Below are 20,940 nucleotides of genomic sequence, written 5' to 3' on the forward strand. Positions count from 1 at the left end.
CCGCAATGGGACCAAACCATACCCCTCCCGTGATGCACACAAGCATCACCGGTAAAAACAGAAAAGGCCTTAATAAATGAATACCTATGAATAAGAGCGGTGCCCAGGCTTCTTGATGTTCGATCCATGTAAGGATTGCAGAAGATGTGTCGCCCATTCAATCCCCCTCCCTAGCTACATCTTATGAGAACATCAGGAAAGGTAGAACTGAACAAATACGTATCCAATCAAGCCTGCTTGAAGTACAGCAAGTACAGGCAGTCCTAGGGCAAAAAGACGATGTTTGGTTTTATGGTGGAAAACATGCATACCTGCCCACCCTCCTAACGCGCCTCCCAGAATAGCTGCAAGCCATATGGTTTTTTCAGAAACTCTCCACTGATTTTTTACTGCCTTTCTTTTGTCCCTTCCCATAAGATAGAAGCAGATCAGGGACATGACGATTACGCTTATAACTATAAATCCAAATGCTATTTTCATTGTTTTCCCTGCCTCATATAAAAAAGCCATTTCCAGGCGTTCGGAAATGGCTTTTTTATAACAAAATTGTTTGTTCGACTCCAGCGTATTTACGCTTAAAAGTCTTTATTTAAGTGCAGACTTAGCCTGCTCCGCAAGATTCGCGAATCCTTGCTCATCACTAATAGCAAGATCAGCAAGCATCTTACGGTTTACTTCAACACCAGCAAGCTTTAACCCGTGCATAAGACGGCTGTAAGAAATGTCATTTGTACGTGCTGCCGCGTTAATACGTGCGATCCAAAGTCTGCGGAAATCACGTTTTTTCTGACGACGGTCACGGTACGCATACTGACCTGATTTCATTACTTGTTGTTTTGCTTGTTTGAATAAAGCATGTTTTGAACCATAATACCCTTTTGCTAGTTTAAGGACACGATTACGACGCTGACGTGTCACTGTTCCACCTTTTACTCGTGGCATGGGAATCCCTCCTATTTATTCGTTCTGTTATTAGTCTTTTGGAAGCATGTGCTTGATACGACGGTAGTCTCCAGCAGAAACTAGTGTATCTTTACGAAGTTTACGCTTCTGTTTTGTAGATTTATTTGCGAACAAGTGGCTAGTGAATGCGTGAGAACGTTTCACTTTACCTGTACCTGTTTTTTTGAAACGTTTTTGAGAACCTTTATGGGTTTTCATTTTTGGCATGTGAATTTCCTCCTTTTACTTTTTACAGTTTCTTACTTCTCGTTTAGAGGAGAAAGCATTAGAAACATACTTCGACCTTCCATTTTAGGCTTGGTCTCAACTTGGGCAATATCTTTGCACTCTTCAGCTACGCGCTCTAGTACATTCTGACCAAGTTCTTTGTGTGTGATCGCACGACCGCGGAAACGGACAGATGCTTTCACTTTATCGCCTTTACTCAAGAATTTACGAGCATTACGAAGCTTCGTATTGAAGTCATGCTCTTCGATATTCGGACTTAGGCGAATTTCTTTAACCTTAATAATGGTTTGCTTTTTGCGAGCTTCTTTTTCTTTCTTCTGCTGCTCAAAGCGGTACTTTCCGTAGTCCATCACTCGGCAAACCGGAGGCTTAGCGTTAGGAGCCACCATAACTAGATCAAGATTTGCGTTAGCCGCAATATCTAATGCTTCATTACGGGATTTAACTCCAAGCTGCTCACCATTTACATCGATTAGACGAACTTCACGGGCACGAATTTTCTCATTAACATTCATGTTATCCTTGCTAATATTGAGCCACCTCCAACATATTTAGAAAACTTCTATTAGATCTGTCATCGACAAGAATTTTCAGCATAAAAAAAGTGTCGGTACACATACTGCACCCACACGTCTCCTAAGAAAACAAAGGAAATAATAACCTGCCAACTGCTTGAAGCGTCAATCAGGTGAGAAGCGGGTGCTTCTACTTGTCTCTAGATCCGTTCATTAAGTTACCTAAACTATAATAGCATGCCTATTGAGTAATGTCAATAAGTCTCTTGTTCCTTTACTTACACCTTTAATAGCTTAAAGGATACTGGATTAAAAATCAAGGTCTGAATTGTAAACTTATGAGTGATAAACACGGGGACGCACCCCCGTGTTTATCACTTATTTCCTTAACAGCTTCTGGTCAATCTCATTTCTAATTTCTTCTTTAAATTTGTTCACTGATTTTGTAGCTGAATCCTGTTCTCCATATCTGCGTACATTAACAGCTTTATCTTCAATTTCCCGATCTCCGACAACCAATTGGAACGGTACTTTCTGAATTTGTGCTTCCCTTATTTTATAGCCGATTTTTTCATTTCGTTCATCTACTTCAACACGAATACCGGCCTGTCTTAATTCATCTTCTAACTCTTTAGCATAGTCAAGATGGGCATCAGCTGAAACAGGAATAATTTTCGCCTGTACGGGCGCCAGCCATGTAGGGAAGACCCCTTTATATTCTTCTATTAGAAAAGCGACAAAACGCTCCATAGTTGATACGACGCCGCGGTGAATAACGACAGGGCGGTGGTCATTTCCATCTTCTCCAACGTACGTTAGATCGAAGCGTTCAGGTAAATGGAAGTCGAGTTGGATCGTCGATAACGTTTCATCTTTCCCAAGTGCTGTTTTCACTTGAACATCGAGCTTAGGACCGTAAAAAGCGGCCTCGCCTTCAGCTTCCACGTATTCAAGCTGCATATCCTCCATTGTTTCTTTCAGCATGTCCTGGGCTTTATGCCACATTTCATCATTATCCACATACTTTTCTTTGTCCTCAGGATCGCGATAAGAAAGTCGGAAATAATAATCATTAATTCCAAAGTCATGGTAAACCTCTTGTACGAGTCGAACAACGCGCTTAAACTCATCTTTCAATTGATCAGGTCGGGCAAATATATGAGCATCATTCAAAGTCATGGCCCTAACGCGCTGTAAACCAGCTAGAGCTCCTGACATTTCATGGCGGTGCATAGTTCCGAGCTCTGCAATCCTTACCGGCAAGTTACGATAACTGTATAATTGGTTTTTATAAACCATCATATGGTGCGGGCAGTTCATGGGACGAAGGACAAGGTCCTCATTATCCATTTCCATCACCGGGAACATATCATCCTGATAGTGATCCCAATGACCACTTGTCTTATATAAATCAACACTTCCAAGAACAGGTGTGTATACATGATCGTAACCTAGACGTTCTTCTGTATCCACAATGTATCTTTCAATGGTACGTCTGATTGTCGCTCCTTTTGGCAGCCACATAGGAAGTCCCTGTCCCACTTTTTGATTAACGGTAAATATTTCAAGTTCTTTCCCCAGCTTACGGTGATCGCGCTCTTTAGCTTCTTCTAATAGATGCAAGTATTCTTCCAGCTGGTCTTTCTTCTCAAAAGCTGTACCATAGATACGCTGAAGCATTTTATTATCACTATCTCCGCGCCAGTATGCTCCTGAAATACTCAGCAATTTGAAAATTTTAATTTTACTAGTTTGAGGAACATGAACTCCCCGGCAAAGATCGAAAAACTCTCCTTGCTTATAAATAGTAACCTGTTCTCCCTCTGGAATATCATCTATTAATTCTAGTTTCAGATCATCACCAATTTGGCGGAACTTCTCTTTAGCTTCCTCGCGGGAAAGCTCAATTCGCTCTACTTCGAGGTTTTCATCTACAATCTTCTGCATTTCTTTTTCGATTTTCGGCAGGTCTTCTGGAGTGATGGATTCCTCCATGTCGATATCATAATAAAACCCATTTTCGATCACGGGACCTACACCAAGTTTGACATTACCGTAAAGGCGCTTCACAGCTTGAGCCATCAGGTGAGCTGAAGAGTGTCTCAACACTTCTAAACCTTCCGGGTTTTTATACGTAAGTATTTCAATCGTCCCATCTTCTTCAATTGGACGTCTTAAATCAAAAGGTTCCCCATCCAATTTCACTGCCAGCGCTTGTTTCTTTAACCCTGGTGAGATGGAATGGGCAATTTCTTCACCCGTGGTGCCGCGCTCATATTCTTTCACGTTTCCATCTGGAAATTTAATATTAATTGCATTGGCCATCATAAACACTCCCTTTTACTGTACTAAAAAAACGCCCGTCCCGTAGCTTCCTCAGCTAAGGGACGAGCGTTATCACTCGTGGTTCCACCCAAAATTCCCGCATTCCATGCGGCTTCATTCATCCTTAACGAGGATTAGGCGCTGCCCACTACTAAAAAGGTTCGTAAGCAAAGCTCAAAGGTGGTAAATAACGAAGTCGTCAGGCAGGAGCTTTCAGCCGGTGGCTCCCTTCTCTAATCAAGCGTCATTTCGTATTGTTGTCCTTATCATAGCTGGTTATTTAAATATGTAGGTATTATATCCATTATTCCAATGGAAATCAAGAGATTTCAAAAGGAAATTCTGATAGAGGTTTCCAGCTGGCCTTCTCTTCAAAGATACTCATTAATAATTCCAGCTCTGAATCATTTGTTTTATCTGAATAAATAATAAGCTCATCAGGAGCGTGTACAAGGGCCGGCGTGATATTCCACCGAAGCGGCAGATCTTTAATGGAATCATCAGGATACTGCCTTCTATAAAGCAAAGTCTCGGATTCACTCAATGGATTGCCCTCATCATGATAATAGTGAAGTGAACCATTTTCCAGCAGATGTAACAGTTGGATACCCGTATCCTTGTGGTGTACACGGCACCTCCAAGAATCCAAAAGCAGCTGAAAGGATTCTTCTTGTTTATATTCATCAATCAATAGTCCCGTGTATTCGATTACCGTGCTATGAAGATCCTCTAAACAATAAACACTCAATCCATCAAAATCCACATTCCTATCTCCACTTAGATACTTCTGAATAGCAGCTCTTAAATTCAAGTTAACATCGGGCAGGTTCAGGCTCTTTGGAGGTTTATCCTCGAATTCATGCGCAATCTCCAAGATCCGCTGCACTTCCTCCTGATCGACATAATAATAGCGATGTTTTAAAACACCTTCTATCCAACCCAGCCATTTCCTTTCTCTTATTACCATTAAAAGTCCCTCAACCGCTTCTTGATAAGACATCCAATCGAGTGAGGAACCTGTTTCTCCCAATACCGCAAAATGGTTATTATACTCTTTAAGATACCAATGCCTCTGTGTATGATCGAAGGCTCTTAAAAAACTAACGGCCTCAGCCCGTTTAGAAAAATGTACACAAAACAATAGTATTCCCCCTAATTCCCGGCTTCCTTCCAAACTATATCATGTGGCTTCACGGCTTTTAAAAGAATGAAGTGGACTAATCATAAAAGGCGTGACTCCAAGTATGAGTTTGTCCTTTTCCATCTTATATTTATGTGTCAGTGTCATAAATCATGATACAGATCCTTAAAAATTAGAGGGGGTTATTCTCTGCGGTTGCGACCGTCTACATTAACCGCCTGGCTAAGCTGCTTTATTCTTTCTGTAATTCTTTTCGCTTTCACCTGTTCTACATCACCGCGATTGCTCAGCATGAGTACCTTCTCCAGTTCTGCCAGACTATAATTAGAAGTAAAGAACACCGGCAGACGCTCCATCATGCGATAGTGTAATATAGAGCCTAGTACTTCATCTCTAAACCATGCAGACTGAGACTCTGCACCGATATCATCAAGCATGAGTACAGGCGTTTCTTTGAATGCTTCAATCTTCTCATTCATAGAATCATCTTTAATTGATGCTTTAATCTCTCGTACAAATTCAGGCATATAAATAATCATTGACGGAATATTCTTATCACTCAATTCATTGGCAATAGCTCCAAGAAAGTACGTCTTACCGACTCCAAAAGGTCCATGAAAGTATAGTCCCTTGCTCGGCAGCTCTTCGTTTAAATTTTCAATATAGCGGACTGTCTTTTCCACCGCACTGCCACGGTCCGGATCCTTTAGATCAAGTCTGGATAAACTTGCTTCTAAAATTTCCCTTGGCATGTGTAAACTTTTCACCAGGGTCTTCTGCTTTTGCTGTTCTTCTACTTTCCTCTGACGGCGGCATTTATCATAAGCTAATTTAACTTCGCTGCCTTCCACTTCAGCGCGGGGCACATAACCCGGAAGTATATTAATACACTCCTCCCGTGAAGGACACTTCTCACAGTCTTTAGATTGAGATTGATATTCGTATAATTTAATTAATTGTTTTTCTACTGCATCTTCTGTCAGAGAAGGATGATTTCTGATTAATTGTGACACTTCCTCAGACTGGACAACCTCTTCTTTCATACGATTCATTCGTTCCTGGAACTGTTTATGATCGCGCATCCATTTCTTTAATGATCTTTGAATCGGTTCCATGGCTCATCACACACCTCATTATCAGTTTCCTTTATTCGTCAGTCTTTTAATTCTCTCTGCGATCTCATCCGTATTTACAGCCGAATCCTGATGGGTCTGCTCATTATTCTTTTCCTTCTGGTTGAACCAGGCTGGAATAACTTCATCCTGTTTACTTTTCCGTTTATAATGATTTTGATTGCCCCACTGCTGATATTTCTGATGTTCAGCTTTCGCTAAATTCATGGCTTGTCTTACAGTAGTCACATTCTTTCTCGTCCAGTGCCCGGCAATTTTCTCCATATAGGCTTTGGATAACTTCATATCGGTCTTTAACATTACGTAATGAACAAGCACATTCATGACTCCAGGCGAAAGTCCTTGTTCTGTCATAACATCACGAATCAACTTTAAATCCTGGTCGGAGGCTTTATTACCGCCTGAGAGATCCTCAAGCAATTCACGCGGGGAAATCTGCTCCAGCATATCAATAAACTGATCCCCTTTACTCTTTGATTTGCTCGAGCCAGCTACGGCTTTTTCTCTTTGGTCAATATGACTGAAATTTCGACTTGAAGGCTTTTCTTTCATAAAATCGTGACAAGCAGCTTTTAACTCATCGGCTACTAAGCGATGATTTTCGTCAATTGCCCAGGTAACAGCTTTTTCGATATCCAATAAGCTTAAGTTGTAGAGAGAAGCCAGCTGGGTGATCAAACGCTTATTAGCTCCAGTTAGTATTTTGTCGCTGGGATACATTCGTTTCTTTAAGGCATCTTGAAGCCATTCAAAATCCACAAAGTCCTCTTTCAGAAAAGGACCTCCGCTCTTTCGAGAATAATTTTCTGTTTGCTTATCATTAGCTTCAGATCTGGCCGCTTCAATCGTTTGGGAATGAAAAACTTCTCCGAATGTTGCGGTCACTTCCTCAAGACCCTCAACCGCATACTCTTGCTTAACAAGGCGCCTCTTGAGCTGCTCATATTTCTCTGATCCCAGCTCATGACATAACAGCATAGCCAGCATATTATCAAGAAAAAAGCCCTCAGGTGCAAAAGGCGGGTGAAGTCTGTATAAGTATTCCGTCTGCTTCTCACTCGTTGAAAAACGATATGTTTGCAGCAGGCCGATAGCCTCAAGCTTTTTTCTGGCTTCGTAAATTTTATCCAAAGGAACTGATAAATACGACATCAAGGTGTGATGGGTTTGAATTTCTCCAGAAGAAGAAATGTCATACTCGGACACTAATACTTGATATAAAGAAACAGCTAATTGACCGATAATCGGCTGGTAAAGATGAGTTAGTGATCGATAAGCACTTACAGGAAGTTCTCCGCACTTAGATAATCGAAATCCATCCACTGGAAGAAGCTTTCCTACAGAATGATTCACAACAACACCTCCGATCTTTCATTAAAATAGAAAATGAGCCACGTCAGGCTCATTCTCCATCCTCGTGTTTAATTAAATCTTTCAGTTCATCTATAAATACATTGATATCTTTAAACTGTCTGTAAACTGAGGCAAATCGAACGTAAGCAACTTCATCTATATGGGCTAAACGTTCCATAACCATTTCACCTATATCTTTACTCATTACTTCAGAAACCCCGCGATTTCTTAATTCTTTCTCAATATCCAGGGTCACATTTTCTAATTCTTCAACGGCCACCGGGCGTTTTTCGCAAGCCCTGATTAATCCGCGCATTAACTTTTCACGGCTGAATTCTTCCCTTGTGCCTTCTTTCTTTACCACAATCAACGGAACCTCTTCAATACGTTCAAAGGTAGTAAAGCGGAAATCGCATTGTTCGCATTCTCTTCTTCTTCGAATCGACTGTCCTTCTTCAATTGGTCTAGAATCAAGGACTTTGGTACTCTTATAGTGGCAATTCGGACATTTCAAATTCGATCAACTCCACATAGTCTTCATTTCATTGGCATCCTTACGATGGATCCACTCTTGTAAATTGTCCATCCAATTCGTCATAGAGATTAACAATTAGATTACGGCTAAATCCCAAATCTACAGGTCCTCCTGAATCCGTTGTTACAGAAAAATCTACAGCTATCCGAAAAGGACGCACCATAATAATCGTCGCCACTACAAATGCACGCCTCTTCCCTTTATACTTTACTGTGATTTCCCCACGCTCTTTAGACACGGCAACAATTTCTGAAGGGGAGGGAAACAGGGACTCCACTCCACGAATAAGTTCTTCATGCTTAGCATTGTAGTAATGGGTAACAAGTTTCTCATCTTTATGCTGCTCACTGGTTTCAGAATGATTACTAAAATATCTGGATATAAATGCTTTCACTTACCTAACCCCTTCATTCCATTCGACATTGGCTTCCTACATTTTAACACGATTCAACAAAATAAGAAATGGAAACTCAAATGGAGGAAGCAGGTGTGTAAGATGCGAATTTGAAAGACACTAACCGATTCAAAAAAGCCACACAGAATATTCTGTGTGGCTTTTACCTGTACAATTATAAAGCTCGTGACTGTTCAATTTCTACAGGGCCCATTCCTCTTGGAACTTCCACTGTTTCATTGCGACCTGCCTCTAAAGCTTCCACAATAAAATGAGCTGCAACATTAGGGTCTATACGATCTCCGCATGTGTAAACATCAATACTTGCATACCCATGCTCGGGAAAGCTGTGAATCGTCAAATGAGATTCAGAAATAATGACTACTCCGCTAACACCGTGAGGAGCGAATTTATGAAAAGCAACTTCCCTTACTTCTGCCCCTGCTTTTAAAGCGGCGTCGACAAAAACTTGTTCTATATACGACATATCATTCAATTTTCCTTCATTACAATCCCATAGTTCAGCAATTACGTGTCTTCCCATTGTATCCATAATTAGGATCCCCCTTTTGTACATTAACTTCTTCCCCTTCTAAAAAACAGTCATGCACTACCACGGGGGAAAGTTAGTCCTGAGAGGTCCTAACCCTTTGAGTAGAGATGAAATGGATTGAAATTCAGAAGGTCAAAAAGAAGTATATACGTTATACCCCCATTTTGCAAGATTTATTTTTACATGGCTCTCTCTATATAATTTTTAATAATGAGAGTTCCTGTAAAATAATACCTTACACGATGGTCCTATTATAAGATACTTATGGGTTGATTGGCTACTAAGAAACACGAGCTTCTTTTTCTTGCTTCATTACATTTCCTACATATTTCGCCAGATCAACGACACGGCAGGAATATCCCCACTCATTATCGTACCAGGCTAATATTTTTACTTTGCGGTTCTCAATTACCTGAGTAGAAAGAGCATCAATAATTGCAGAAGAAGGTGAAGTTGTATAATCGATAGATACCAACGGTTCTTCGTTATACTCTATTATACCTTTCATCTCTCTTGAAGCTTTTTGGGAAAATGATTGATTCACTTCTTCAGGTGTTACATCTCTTTTTAAATCCACGACTAAATCAACTAATGAAACGTTTGGTGTAGGAACTCTTAAAGCCATACCGTTTAATTTCCCTTTCAAACTGGGAATGACTTCCCCAAGCGCTCTGGCAGCTCCTGTCGAAGTTGGTATAATGGATTGAGTACATCCACGAGCTCTTCGTAAATCTTTATGGGGGTTATCTAAGTTTTTTTGATCATTTGTAAAAGAATGGACCGTGGTCATCAGACCATTTTCTATTCCAAATTCATCTTCCAGAACTTTAACTACTGGAGCGAGACAGTTGGTCGTGCATGAAGCATTGGAAATCACATGGTGCTGTTTCGGGAGATAGGTTTCTTCGTTAACTCCCATAACGATCGTTGCATCCACTTGCTTACCAGGAGCTGTGATGATTACTTTTTTTGCACCTGCTTCAATATGCAAAGAGGCTTCATCTTTAGTTCTGAACTTACCTGTAGCCTCAATAACAATGTCTACTCCGAGACGCTCCCAGGGCAATTCCAGAGGATTTCGAGTGGAACACATCACTATTTTTTTCCCATTCACTTCCAAACCATCTGCTATCGCTCTAATTTCTCCATCGAAACGTCCGTGTACACTATCATATTTCAACATATGAGCTATAGTTTCAGGAGGATAACTGGCATTCACTGCTACCAGTTCAATTGAATCATCTGCTGCAGCTTTTCTAAAAACCATTCTACCAATTCTACCTAAGCCATTTATAGCGATCTTTGTTTTCCCCATGCTCCAGCCCCCTATATATATGATATACTTTAAAATCGATTTTTCAGAAATAGTATAACATATTGTAAGCGCTTTTTCAGTTAAACCAAGATTTTTTTTAAAGTAGGCTACACACAAAATATAAAAATAAGAAACACGCCAAAACTAAAAAAGTTCTGACGTGTTACTATACGATGTTCCACTTATGAAGTATGTCTTTTAATTGTTGAAAACTTTCCTCTACAGATCCATTATTATCGATTACAGCATCCGCCATTTTTGCTTTTTCTGCGATCGATAATTGTGCTTGGATTCTCTCTTCGGCTTCTTCACGCTCAGATCGATCCCTTTCCATAAGCCGCTTCAGCTGTATTTCTTCATCTACATAGACCACCATTGTCCGGTCTACATAACTGGTAAGCTTACTCTCAAATAGCAAGGGGATATCAAGCACTACGGCCGGATAGTCTTCAGCCTTGTATGCATCTCTTTCTTCCAGCATTTCCTGTCTTACTTGCGGATGAACAATGGAGTTTAATTGTTGCCTCTTCTCTTCATCCGAAAAAATAATTTTCCCGAGCCGCTTTCGGTCAATCGTACGGTCATCCTGAAGAATTTGAAAACCAAAAGTTTCCACAATTTTATTGTAGGCAGGCTCTCCTGGTTCCACAACTTTTCTAGAAAGGTGATCCGCATCCACAACTGGAATGTTAAACTTCGAAAACATTTGAGAAACCGTACTTTTACCGCTGGCAATACTTCCGGTCAATCCTATAACAACGGTCAAACTGAAACCTCCTTACGTTAATTTGATGATCCCTATTGTAATTAACAATACAGCAGGTACAATCGAGACACTTTCTGCTTTTGCGCTTAATTTGGCTCCGCTTAAAATCCCAGTGTAGAGCATAAAAAAAGTAATGATTGAGATCCATAAAGCCGTTACAAAAGGTTCAACCCCCATAAAAGCTCCGCTGATGCCAGCACCGAGCGTATCAAGTGAAAGGGCGGCTCCCAACAGCCAGACTTCTTTCCCCTTAATACCACCGGACTGATCAACATCAGCTGCTACAGGATCATTAAGTACACGGGCAGGCTGGGACCATGGCTCTTTTCTCTGATTATGATCAGGTTTACGAAAGTATTGATATAAAAAATACAATCCAATTCCAATTAACGCTAGTGCCCCGAGTTTCTCGGCATAATCAGGATGAACAATCGGCAATATGAGCGATCCCATATAAGAAGAGATCATGAATCCTGCACCTGATAAAAAGGCGATCGTGAAAATTCCTCTCAGTGAAAGGCTGATCTTTTTCATCCCCAGAACGCACCCTATTCCGAAACTGTCTAAACTAAGTGCAATAACAAATAAAAAAGTAAAAGTCGTAACCCCCATTTATTCCACCCCTGTTCGCTAAGGTGTAAATAGTATATGGGAGTCTAAAAATTTTGATACGATTGGCAAGTCGGACAAATATGAGTACCTCTTCCACTAACCTTTGTTTTTATGATTAGATCCCCGCACTCTTTGCAAATTGTATCCTGTTTGCCATAAACCTTCAAATTCTGCTGAAAGCTTCCAATTTTACCCTGACTATTTAGATAGGATCTTATTGTACTTCCGCCCAGACTAATAGCTTCTTCTATGATCTGCACACTTGACTTTCTAATTCGATCCGCTTCCTCTTTTGAAAGCTGGTTTGCCAATCGTTCCGGGTGGATACGCGCTCTGTATAAAGCTTCGTCCACATAAATGTTTCCAAGTCCAGCTACAATAGACTGATCTAAAAGAACCGCTTTAATATTTCGGGAAGTTTTTTGTAATTTATGAAAAAAATAATCAAGGGTAAAGGCTTTATCAAAAGGATCAGGTCCTAGTTGATTAAGAGGTTTCAGGTCCTTTTCTTCCCCTTTTGGAAACACGTGCATCGTGCCAAACTTACGTACATCGTCATATCTTAATTCTGTGCCGTCTGTAAAATGAAATACGATGTGGGTGTGCTTCGGCTTTTCAACTTCTGCATCATAAAGCCCGAATTTCCCCTCCATCCGAAGATGTGATACAAGCACCAAATCTTCCATGTGAAAGATCATAAATTTCCCTTTACGTTCAATATCCAGAAAGGATTGATTCTTAAGCAGGCGCTTGAACTCATCCGGATCTTTTGGATTCTTAATAATATTTCCCCAATACACTGAAACATCATCTATGGTTTTATTTAAAATTAAGGTTTTTAATGTTTGTCTAACTGTTTCGACTTCTGGAAGTTCAGGCATGGTGTCATTCTCCTCACTTACTTTGCATCATACCAGGTAGATCCATAAGAATAATCCACTTTCAATGGAACGTCTAGTTTTACAGTTTGTTCCATTACTGATGCAACGACTTCTTTCAACTGTTCCACTTCTTCTTTCGGTGCTTCTAAAATCAATTCATCATGGACTTGCAGCAGCATCTTAGCCTCCAGCTTTTCTTCAGCTAGACGTTGTTCAAGATCAATCATCGCTTTTTTGATCACGTCAGCAGCACTTCCCTGAATGGGAGTGTTCATAGCCGTACGCTCTGCTGCATTACGGCGGTTAAAATTACGGCTGGTCAGCTCAGGAAGATATCTTCTTCTATTCATAAAGGTGGTGACGTAACCGACCTGTCTTGCTTCCTGAACCGTCTCTTCCATATAGGTTTTAACCCCTGGATAACTCTCCAGGTACTTATCAATAAATGCTTGAGCTTCTTTACGCGGAATATCAAGACTTTGGGATAAGCCGTAATCACTGATTCCATAAACAATTCCAAAGTTTACAGCTTTAGCCTGTCTCCTCATTTCACTAGTAACGTCTTCCTTGGTCACACCAAACACTTCACTCGCTGTTTGTGTATGAATGTCCTGCCCTTCGCGGAAAGCCTCAATGAGTTTCTCATCTTGTGCAATATGCGCGAGTACACGAAGTTCAATTTGGGAATAGTCACTAGCAAAAATAACCCAATTTTCTTTTGAAGGAATAAAGGCCTGACGAATTTTGCGTCCTTCCTCTAACCGAATCGGGATATTTTGAAGATTTGGTTCAGTTGAACTTAGACGTCCGGTTTGAGTTAAGGCTTGATTAAAACGCGTATGAATCTTATGAGTATCCTCGTTAATCACCTTAAGCAGTCCCTCAATGTAAGTGGACTTCAGTTTACCCAATTGACGATACATTAATATCTTGGAAATAATTTCATGCTGATCTTCTAATTGTTCAAGTACATCAGCGGAGGTCGAATACCCGGTCTTCGTTTTCTTAATAACTGGCAAGTTCAGCTTTTCGAACAAGATGGGACCAAGTTGTTTCGGAGAGTTCAAATTAAAAGATTCTCCGGCAAGCTCAAAAATATCTTTCTCTATAGTTGTCAGTCTGCTTTCCAATTCAGCGCCCATTTCCTCTAGACGTTTTTGGTCTACAAAAACTCCTCTATGCTCCATTCTCCCCAGAATTAAAGCAAGAGGCATCTCTAAGTCCATATACAAATTGTACTGTTCTTTATTTTTCAGTTCATTTTCTACTGTGTCTTTAAGTTTATACACCATGTCAGCTTTCCTGCTAATATGTTCGTGGAAGTCGTCATCATTTTCAGGACGCTTCATTTTAGCACCTTTTCCATAAACCTCTTCATCATATTTAACTTTACTTTCCCCCATCCGATGACTGATGGCTGGAATGTCATGGTGGTTTTCCGCTGGATTAATTAAATAAGAAGCCAATAAGAGATCAAATTCAATGCCTTTAATATTTACATCATGACGCATAAGAGCTACCACTGTACGTTTAGCATCAAACACCCATTTTTCTTTTTCACCATCTTCGGCCCATTTCTTAAATCCTTTTGAATTTTTTGCATTATTCATTGAAATCACATACTTATTTGATTCATTAACAATTGCAATTCCTTCAACAGCAGCCTGATGGTAGTTATCGTAAAGCATCTCAACAACTAAGGCTTCCTTACCGGTAAACATGTCGTCTTCAAAATCTTCTACAACTTCCACATTAATATCTGGAAAAGGTTCAGCAGCTTCACCTTCGTCATCTATACCGCCTTCTTGAACTCTAGACAATAATGACTGAAAACCCAGGTCTTTGAATAGGTGGCTGACCTGAGTGGATTGATAACCTTGGTAACCTAAATCCTTTAATTCTATTTCTATAGGAGCCTGTCTCTCAATCGTTACAAGCTTGCGGCTCATGTACGCATCTTCTTTATGGTTTTCCAGCTTCTCTTTTAATTTTTTACCGCTGACCTGGTCCAGATTATCATAAAGATGGTCAATGGTATCGAATTGCTTGAGCAGTTTTACGGCTGTTTTCTCTCCTACGCCGGGAACACCTGGAATATTATCAGAACTATCTCCCATAAGGGCTTTCAAATCAATAATCTGGTCAGGACGTACTCCCATTTTTTCTTCCATGAACGAAGGGTCGTATGTATCCACATTTGTAATGCCTTTCTTCGTCAGGCTCACACTTACCCGATCCGTCACCAATTGAAGTAAGTCTTTATCTCCGGAAATTACTTTTACTTCATATCCATCCTGCCCCGCCTGATCAGCGATTGTACCAATAATATCATCAGCTTCATATTGGTTAAGCTGATAATACTTAGCACCGAAGGCATCCAGGAGTTCCTTTAGAACTGGAAACTGTTCTGATAATTCCGGAGGAGTCTTCTGCCGTCCGCCTTTATATTCACTATAAGTTTCGTGTCTGAAAGTTGTTTTTCCAGCATCGAACGCCACTAATAAATGGTCCGGCTGATCTTCCTCTAATATTTTCAATAACATCGTAGTAAAGCCATATACCGCGTTCGTATATACACCTTTATCATTATTTAATAAAGGCAGTGCAAAAAATGCACGATAGGCTATGCTGTTTCCATCAATTAATACAACCTTTTCAGCCATGAACTCACTCCTTCAATAATAAAAAACGCCTTTTTGTTCATTCTACCATGTTTAGTACTGAGAAGAAAAAAAGACCTCCGCTATTCTTACAATTTATAGAATGGTTCAATTGTTAATAGAAATTCTGTAACAAAAAAGAGGCAGAAGCGAGGGAAGCTTCTGCCTTAAAAGAGAAAACACCTTGGATGAAAGGGTTTCATAGTAATCTTATCAAAGAAATATGAATGTAAATTTAAATCATTATTAAGATTGTGTAAATTGCTTAGGAATTTCCACGTGAAAGGTTGTGCCTTCATCTACCACACTATCTACATGGACATTTCCGTGGTGAGCTTCGACAATGTGCTTCACAATAGCAAGCCCCAGGCCAGTCCCTCCTGAATTTCTGCTTCTTGCTTTGTCTACACGGTAAAACCGTTCAAAAATGCGGGAAACCTCTTCCTGCGGGATCCCTACACCATTATCTGCTACGGATACTAACACTCGATCGTCGAAATCCTTAAAGGTCAACGAAACATTTCCATCTACTTTGGTGTAGTTAATCGCATTGGTCAATAAATTCATAAAGACTTGTTTTAAACGACTTGAATCTCCTTCAATAATCGTGTTTCCTTCTACCTCAGTTGTTAAATGAACTTCTTTTTGGTCAGCATGCTGCTGAACTATAGGAAGAAGGTCGGATAACAGACGTTGAATAGTAACTTGCTCAATATTTAAGTTAAAATCTTCTCTTTCTAATTTAGAGAGTTCAAGAAGGTCTTGAATGAGTGATTGAAGCCTTCCGCTTTCTTTTAAAATAATATGAAGGAACTGCTCGAGCATAGCCTCATCTTTCATTGCTCCATCTAAAAGCGTTTCAGAAAAACCCCTTATAGAAGTAATAGGCGTTTTCAACTCATGGGAAACGTTGGCTACGAAATCTTTTCTCATTTGCTCTAGTTGTTTAAGTTCTGATATGTCGTGAAATACCAGTACAACACCTTTCCACTTACGATCTTCACTAAAAATAGGAGCTCCGGTCACTTCCAGGTGTTTACGATCTATTTTCACCGGCAAAACAAACGTTTCACTAACGGTTTCCTCAAACATGTAGATTTTCTTCACCGTTTCGTGAATTGCTGTGTACGGTATTGCATCATGGTATAAGTAACTAATATATTCGGCTGGCTCTCCTTTAAACGTTTCCAAAAAGGCGCGGTTTACGAGGAGAATATATCCTTTCTCATCAATCAGAACAAGCCCATTTCCCATATTGTTAATAACGGCTTCAAGCTGATTTTCCTGCATCCCTTGAGTACTGGTCATCTCCTGAAGGTTTCTAGCTAAAATATTAATGGAGCGGCTGAGCTGACCGGCTTCCCCAAAGTGCCCCTCGTAAGTCCGGGCCTTATAATTCCCCCTTGCAAGTTCGGTGGCCACATTGGCAGCTGAACGAATCGGGCGGATGTATTTAGAAAACACATTGAATCCAATAACAAATATAACTAAGAGACCTAAGAATAAAGTGACCCCTATTAACAGCCAAATATTCTTTGTGATATTCGTTAACGATTTAACAGGAGAGAGAAGGGTCAAGGTTCCCTCCCTACTGTTCACTTCTATACTGGTGGTATAGTAAAACAAATCTCCGATTAATTGCCCATCTTGTGAGCCGTTGCTGTCGACGCTATTTAAGACTCTCTGTTTTTCATTTTCGGATATGATGGGGATCGCTTCGACAGTATCCACTAATATTTCACCATTATCAGATTCGAACACCATACCTGTGTTCAGCTGTTCACTGAAATTAAAGAGTTCTTCCTGACTAATATCATTATCCTTCGCATATTTCTCAAGATAAGTAGAAAAGTACTGACTCTCCACAGCTACTCGGTCTTCAAAAATATTGATGAAATAGGTTCGTGTCAGCTGAGCTAAAAGGATACCAAGACCCACCATCACAATGACTACTAAAATTGTGTAGGTAATTAATGGTCTCGTATTAGATGACATCTATTTTGGTTCCTCCATTTTGTATCCAAGTCCACGAATGGTTTTAATATAAACCGGTTTTTTGGTCTCTGGTTCTATTTTTTCCCGTAAATGACTTACATGAACATCCACAATCCTTGTATCACCAGCAAAATCATAATTCCAGACAGCACGGAGAAGTTGATCTCTCGAAAGAACGCGTCCAAGGTTATTAGCTAAATAAAGAAGAAGTTCAAATTCTTTAGGAGTAAAAGTCAAAGGCTCTTCATTAATTGTGGCCTCATATTGTTCCGGATAAATAGAGAGACCCGCAACTTTTATATGAGTCTCATCGACTTCTGCAGGTTCACGAAGCATACGGCGTAAAATAGCTTTAATCCTGGCTACAACTTCCCTGGGACTAAACGGTTTAGTTAAATAATCATCAGCCCCTAATTCTAAGCCAAGAACTTTATCAAATTCATCATCTTTTGCAGTAAGCATTAAAATGGGTGTATCTACCTGCATTTGACGCAATTTCTTACAAACTTCCATCCCATCCATGCCTGGGAGCATAACGTCCAGTACTATTAAATCAAAAGAAGTAACAGATGCTTTCTCTAAAGCGTCTGTACCCGTATAAGCAACTTCTGTTTCAAAACCTGCCTGCTCTATATTATATTTAAGTAACGTTACGATGGATTCTTCATCGTCAACAATCAAGATCTTCTGATCCACTTCTCATCACCCCAACCTACAAGTTAATTTTATAATACAATGAACTTTACAATTTGGATATGGATGTTAATAATTTTTACTTAAACTTAATAAATCATTCATTTGCTTAATTTAGGTACTTTAACGCACCTTAAGCTTTTTTTATCAAAACAAGATGATACTTAAAAAGGTGCACCTCCCATATTCGTATTTTCCACCATGATAAGTGGCAGATGCTCTCATTTAAGGAGCCTATCTATACTAACTATCGACAATCAGATCTTTCTCTAAAAGATTCCAAAAAAGAAAGAGGCCTTAGAATGGCCTCAGTCTGGATTTTAATAAAAGTTTTCAAGAGAGTGAGCATTCATGGAATTGGGTTCATATGGCGGCTTCACCTCTAATGTACCCTGGACTACTTCATCCCCCTCCTCATCATAGCCAGTGACTTGAATCGTAACAAGTTGCTTATCCTTATTCACAGATGTAACCTCAGCTCTAAAGCGTACTTCAGCGTAGTGGTAAACGGGTTTCGGGTATGAGATTTCTTGAGAAACAATATGACTGCCCGGCCCAGGAAGGTGCATGGATATTATAGAAGAAACCATTCCAAACAACATAACCGTGGGCACAATCGGACGTTTGAATGGAGTTTGAGAGGCATAGTCGTGCTGAATATACAGAGGGTTTGCATCATCTGTAAGTCCTAAATACATGAGTAGATCACGATCTTCAACTGTTGCAGAAGTTGTGAAGAGATCGCCCGCCTGTAAGTCGTTCATCTTCTTTCCTAATTTTCTCTTTTTACTTAACATTAAACCACCTCTTTGAAAGCGTTTTCTGTTAGTTGTGTAAAAAAGGATTCGAGGATAACCCCGAATCCTTTTCACTCTTATTTTAATACATTTAACACATTTTTAACAGAGTCTGCTGATTGATCGAGCTGCTGCTTTTCATCTTCCGTTAACTCAAGCTCAATGACTTCTTCGATTCCATTTCCACCAAGGATGGTAGGAACTCCAAGATAAATGCCATCGTATCCATATTCACCTTCCAGGTATGCAATAGCTGGCAATATACGGCGTTGGTCTTTTAAAATCGCCTCTGCCATTTGCACAAGTGAAGCAGCTGGAGCGTAGTAGGCGCTGCCGTTTCCAAGCAGACCTACAATTTCTCCACCTCCTTTTCTTGTACGTTCCACTATTGCATCAAGACGTTCTTTAGAAATTAATCTTTCAAGCGGAATGCCGCCTGCAAAAGAATAGCGAGTTAATGGGACCATGTCATCTCCATGACCACCCAGGACAAAACCGGTGACATCTTTTATGGAAACATTCAGTTCCTCCGCTACAAAGGTGCGGAAGCGTGAAGTATCCAAGACTCCAGATTGGCCAATAACACGGTTCTTCGGCAGTCCTGCTTCCTGGAATACAGAGTACGTCATCGCATCAACTGGATTAGTTAATACAATAATGTAGCAGTCTGGAGAATACTTCACGATCTCTTTTGTTACACTTTTCATAATCTTTGAGTTCGTCGCAACAAGATCATCTCGGCTCATGCCAGGCTTTCGGGCAATTCCCGCTGTAATAATCACCAGATCAGAGCCTTTAGTATCTTCATAATTAGAAGTTCCTTTTACTTTAGCATCAAAACCTTGTACAGGACTCGCTTCTAACATATCTAAAGCTTTGCCCTTAGTAGGGTCTTCCATATCAGGGACATCGACCAGTACAACATCTCCCAATTCTTTCTGGGCTGCCATAAGTGCAGTAGTAGCACCAGTAAAGCCGGCACCGATCACGGATATTTTATTTCTGCGAATAGCCATATTACCCAGCTCCTTTTTAATCAGCGATTAGTCCATATTTTTAATTAGTTCGTCACCGAACTGAGAGCACTTAACTTCTTTAGCACCATCCATCATTCGTGCAAAGTCATACGTTACCACTTTGCTTCCGATGGTTTTATCCATGGATTTAGAAATTAAATCTGCCGCTTCTCTCCAGCCAAGGTGCTCAAGCATAAGCACGCCAGACAGGATTACAGAGGATGGATTTACTTTATCCATACCTGCATATTTCGGTGCTGTACCATGCGTAGCTTCAAAGATAGCGTGACCTGTTTCAAAGTTAATGTTTGCACCAGGTGCAATTCCAATTCCGCCAACCTGAGCTGCAAGCGCATCTGAAACATAGTCCCCATTCAGGTTCATGGTAGCGACTACATCAAACTCTTTTGGACGAGTTAAAATCTGCTGTAGGAAAATGTCTGCAATCGCATCTTTTACGATGATTTTACCTTCTGCTTCTGCAGCATCCTGTGCTTTATTAGCTGCTTCTTTTCCTTCTTTTTCAACGATTCGGTCATATTCCAGCCAAGTAAATACTTTATCTCCGTATTCCTCTTCAGCTACTTCGTAACCCCATGCTTTGAAGGAACCTTCGGTGAATTTCATAATATTTCCCTTGTGAACTAGTGTTACGTTTTTACGACCTTCATTTAAAGCGTAATCGATAGATGCACGAACTAGACGTTTCGTACCCTCTTCAGATACAGGCTTTATACCAATTCCAGAAGTTTCAGGGAAACGGATATTATGTACACCCATTTCATTTTGAAGGAAGTCTATAACTTTTTTAACTTCAGGTGTACCTTTTTGCCATTCGATTCCTGCATAAATGTCTTCAGTGTTTTCACGGAAGATGACCATGTCTGTGTCTTCTGGACGTTTAACAGGTGACGGAACACCTTCTACATAGCGTACCGGACGCAGGCAGGTAAATAAGTCAAGTTCCTGACGTAAAGCTACGTTAAGTGAACGGATTCCACCGCCAATCGGAGTCGTCAGAGGTCCTTTTATTGCAATTTTGTAATCGCGAATGGTATCCAATGT

The 20,940-nt window shown here is 40.3% G+C and carries 21 protein-coding genes and 1 other annotated feature; all 21 genes read right to left on the reverse strand.

The window, feature by feature from the left end; genetic code table 11:
- Nucleotides 1–192: 192 nt before the first annotated feature.
- Complete coding sequence (locus WAM07_RS03885) at nucleotides 193–480, reverse strand: DUF1294 domain-containing protein (RefSeq protein ID WP_014643971.1); 288 nt, start codon at nucleotides 478–480, stop codon at nucleotides 193–195.
- A 105-nt stretch (nucleotides 481–585) separates the two neighbouring features.
- Entirely contained in the window at nucleotides 586–942 is a 357-nt protein-coding gene (gene rplT / locus WAM07_RS03890) for a 50S ribosomal protein L20 (protein ID WP_014643972.1), read from the reverse strand.
- Nucleotides 943–972: 30 nt separating this feature from the next.
- Nucleotides 973–1,170, reverse strand: coding sequence for a 50S ribosomal protein L35 (gene rpmI / locus WAM07_RS03895; RefSeq protein WP_014643973.1), 198 nt, complete (start codon nucleotides 1,168–1,170; stop codon nucleotides 973–975).
- A gap of 32 nt (nucleotides 1,171–1,202) precedes the next feature.
- Nucleotides 1,203–1,706 (reverse strand): translation initiation factor IF-3, encoded by a 504-nt coding sequence (gene infC / locus WAM07_RS03900; protein WP_014643974.1) that lies wholly within the window; start codon nucleotides 1,704–1,706, stop codon nucleotides 1,203–1,205.
- A gap of 77 nt (nucleotides 1,707–1,783) precedes the next feature.
- Nucleotides 1,784–1,908 (reverse strand) — a sequence feature (ribosomal protein L20 leader region).
- Between the two features lie 176 nt (nucleotides 1,909–2,084).
- Nucleotides 2,085–4,031, reverse strand: a complete 1,947-nt coding sequence (gene thrS, locus WAM07_RS03905; RefSeq protein ID WP_014643975.1) for a threonine--tRNA ligase — start codon at nucleotides 4,029–4,031, stop codon at nucleotides 2,085–2,087.
- Between the two features lie 319 nt (nucleotides 4,032–4,350).
- On the reverse strand, nucleotides 4,351–5,172 hold the full coding sequence (gene ytxC, locus WAM07_RS03910; protein ID WP_422164943.1) for a sporulation protein YtxC: 822 nt from the start codon (nucleotides 5,170–5,172) through the stop codon (nucleotides 4,351–4,353).
- A gap of 182 nt (nucleotides 5,173–5,354) precedes the next feature.
- A complete protein-coding gene (dnaI, locus tag WAM07_RS03915; protein ID WP_422164944.1) occupies nucleotides 5,355–6,287 on the reverse strand; it encodes a primosomal protein DnaI in 933 nt (310 codons plus the stop codon).
- Between the two features lie 21 nt (nucleotides 6,288–6,308).
- Entirely contained in the window at nucleotides 6,309–7,658 is a 1,350-nt protein-coding gene (locus tag WAM07_RS03920; protein WP_422164946.1) for a replication initiation and membrane attachment family protein, read from the reverse strand.
- A 49-nt stretch (nucleotides 7,659–7,707) separates the two neighbouring features.
- Nucleotides 7,708–8,172, reverse strand: a complete 465-nt coding sequence (gene nrdR, locus WAM07_RS03925; RefSeq protein WP_422164948.1) for a transcriptional regulator NrdR — start codon at nucleotides 8,170–8,172, stop codon at nucleotides 7,708–7,710.
- Between the two features lie 40 nt (nucleotides 8,173–8,212).
- Nucleotides 8,213–8,587, reverse strand: a complete 375-nt coding sequence (locus WAM07_RS03930; protein WP_014643981.1) for a hypothetical protein — start codon at nucleotides 8,585–8,587, stop codon at nucleotides 8,213–8,215.
- A 175-nt stretch (nucleotides 8,588–8,762) separates the two neighbouring features.
- Nucleotides 8,763–9,140, reverse strand: coding sequence for an adenosylmethionine decarboxylase (speD, locus tag WAM07_RS03935; RefSeq protein ID WP_422164950.1), 378 nt, complete (start codon nucleotides 9,138–9,140; stop codon nucleotides 8,763–8,765).
- A gap of 280 nt (nucleotides 9,141–9,420) precedes the next feature.
- Nucleotides 9,421–10,455, reverse strand: coding sequence for a glyceraldehyde-3-phosphate dehydrogenase (locus WAM07_RS03940; RefSeq protein ID WP_422164952.1), 1,035 nt, complete (start codon nucleotides 10,453–10,455; stop codon nucleotides 9,421–9,423).
- A 166-nt stretch (nucleotides 10,456–10,621) separates the two neighbouring features.
- On the reverse strand, nucleotides 10,622–11,221 hold the full coding sequence (coaE, locus tag WAM07_RS03945) for a dephospho-CoA kinase (RefSeq protein ID WP_422164954.1): 600 nt from the start codon (nucleotides 11,219–11,221) through the stop codon (nucleotides 10,622–10,624).
- Nucleotides 11,222–11,233: 12 nt separating this feature from the next.
- The gene (locus WAM07_RS03950) at nucleotides 11,234–11,833 is read right to left on the reverse strand and encodes a manganese efflux pump (RefSeq protein ID WP_422164956.1); all 600 of its coding nucleotides are present in this window, start codon (nucleotides 11,831–11,833) and stop codon (nucleotides 11,234–11,236) included.
- Nucleotides 11,834–11,877: 44 nt separating this feature from the next.
- Nucleotides 11,878–12,714, reverse strand: coding sequence for a DNA-formamidopyrimidine glycosylase (mutM, locus tag WAM07_RS03955; RefSeq protein ID WP_422164958.1), 837 nt, complete (start codon nucleotides 12,712–12,714; stop codon nucleotides 11,878–11,880).
- A gap of 17 nt (nucleotides 12,715–12,731) precedes the next feature.
- Nucleotides 12,732–15,377 carry a DNA polymerase I gene (gene polA / locus WAM07_RS03960; RefSeq protein WP_422164960.1) on the reverse strand — a complete coding sequence of 882 codons (2,646 nt, stop codon included), beginning with the start codon at nucleotides 15,375–15,377 and terminating at the stop codon, nucleotides 12,732–12,734.
- A gap of 243 nt (nucleotides 15,378–15,620) precedes the next feature.
- Entirely contained in the window at nucleotides 15,621–17,369 is a 1,749-nt protein-coding gene (gene pnpS / locus WAM07_RS03965; RefSeq protein WP_422164962.1) for a two-component system histidine kinase PnpS, read from the reverse strand.
- A complete protein-coding gene (locus WAM07_RS03970; RefSeq protein ID WP_014643989.1) occupies nucleotides 17,370–18,065 on the reverse strand; it encodes a response regulator transcription factor in 696 nt (231 codons plus the stop codon).
- Between the two features lie 317 nt (nucleotides 18,066–18,382).
- Nucleotides 18,383–18,859, reverse strand: coding sequence for a MaoC family dehydratase (locus WAM07_RS03975; RefSeq protein WP_422164964.1), 477 nt, complete (start codon nucleotides 18,857–18,859; stop codon nucleotides 18,383–18,385).
- A 77-nt stretch (nucleotides 18,860–18,936) separates the two neighbouring features.
- The gene (gene mdh / locus WAM07_RS03980) at nucleotides 18,937–19,875 is read right to left on the reverse strand and encodes a malate dehydrogenase (RefSeq protein WP_014643991.1); all 939 of its coding nucleotides are present in this window, start codon (nucleotides 19,873–19,875) and stop codon (nucleotides 18,937–18,939) included.
- 27 nt (nucleotides 19,876–19,902) lie between these two features.
- A partial coding sequence (gene icd, locus WAM07_RS03985; protein WP_422164967.1) for an NADP-dependent isocitrate dehydrogenase occupies nucleotides 19,903–20,940 on the reverse strand: 1,038 nt, incomplete at its 5' end.

Source organism: Halobacillus sp. (assembly GCF_049282395.1).
Taxonomy (GTDB): domain Bacteria; phylum Bacillota; class Bacilli; order Bacillales; family Halobacillaceae; genus Halobacillus.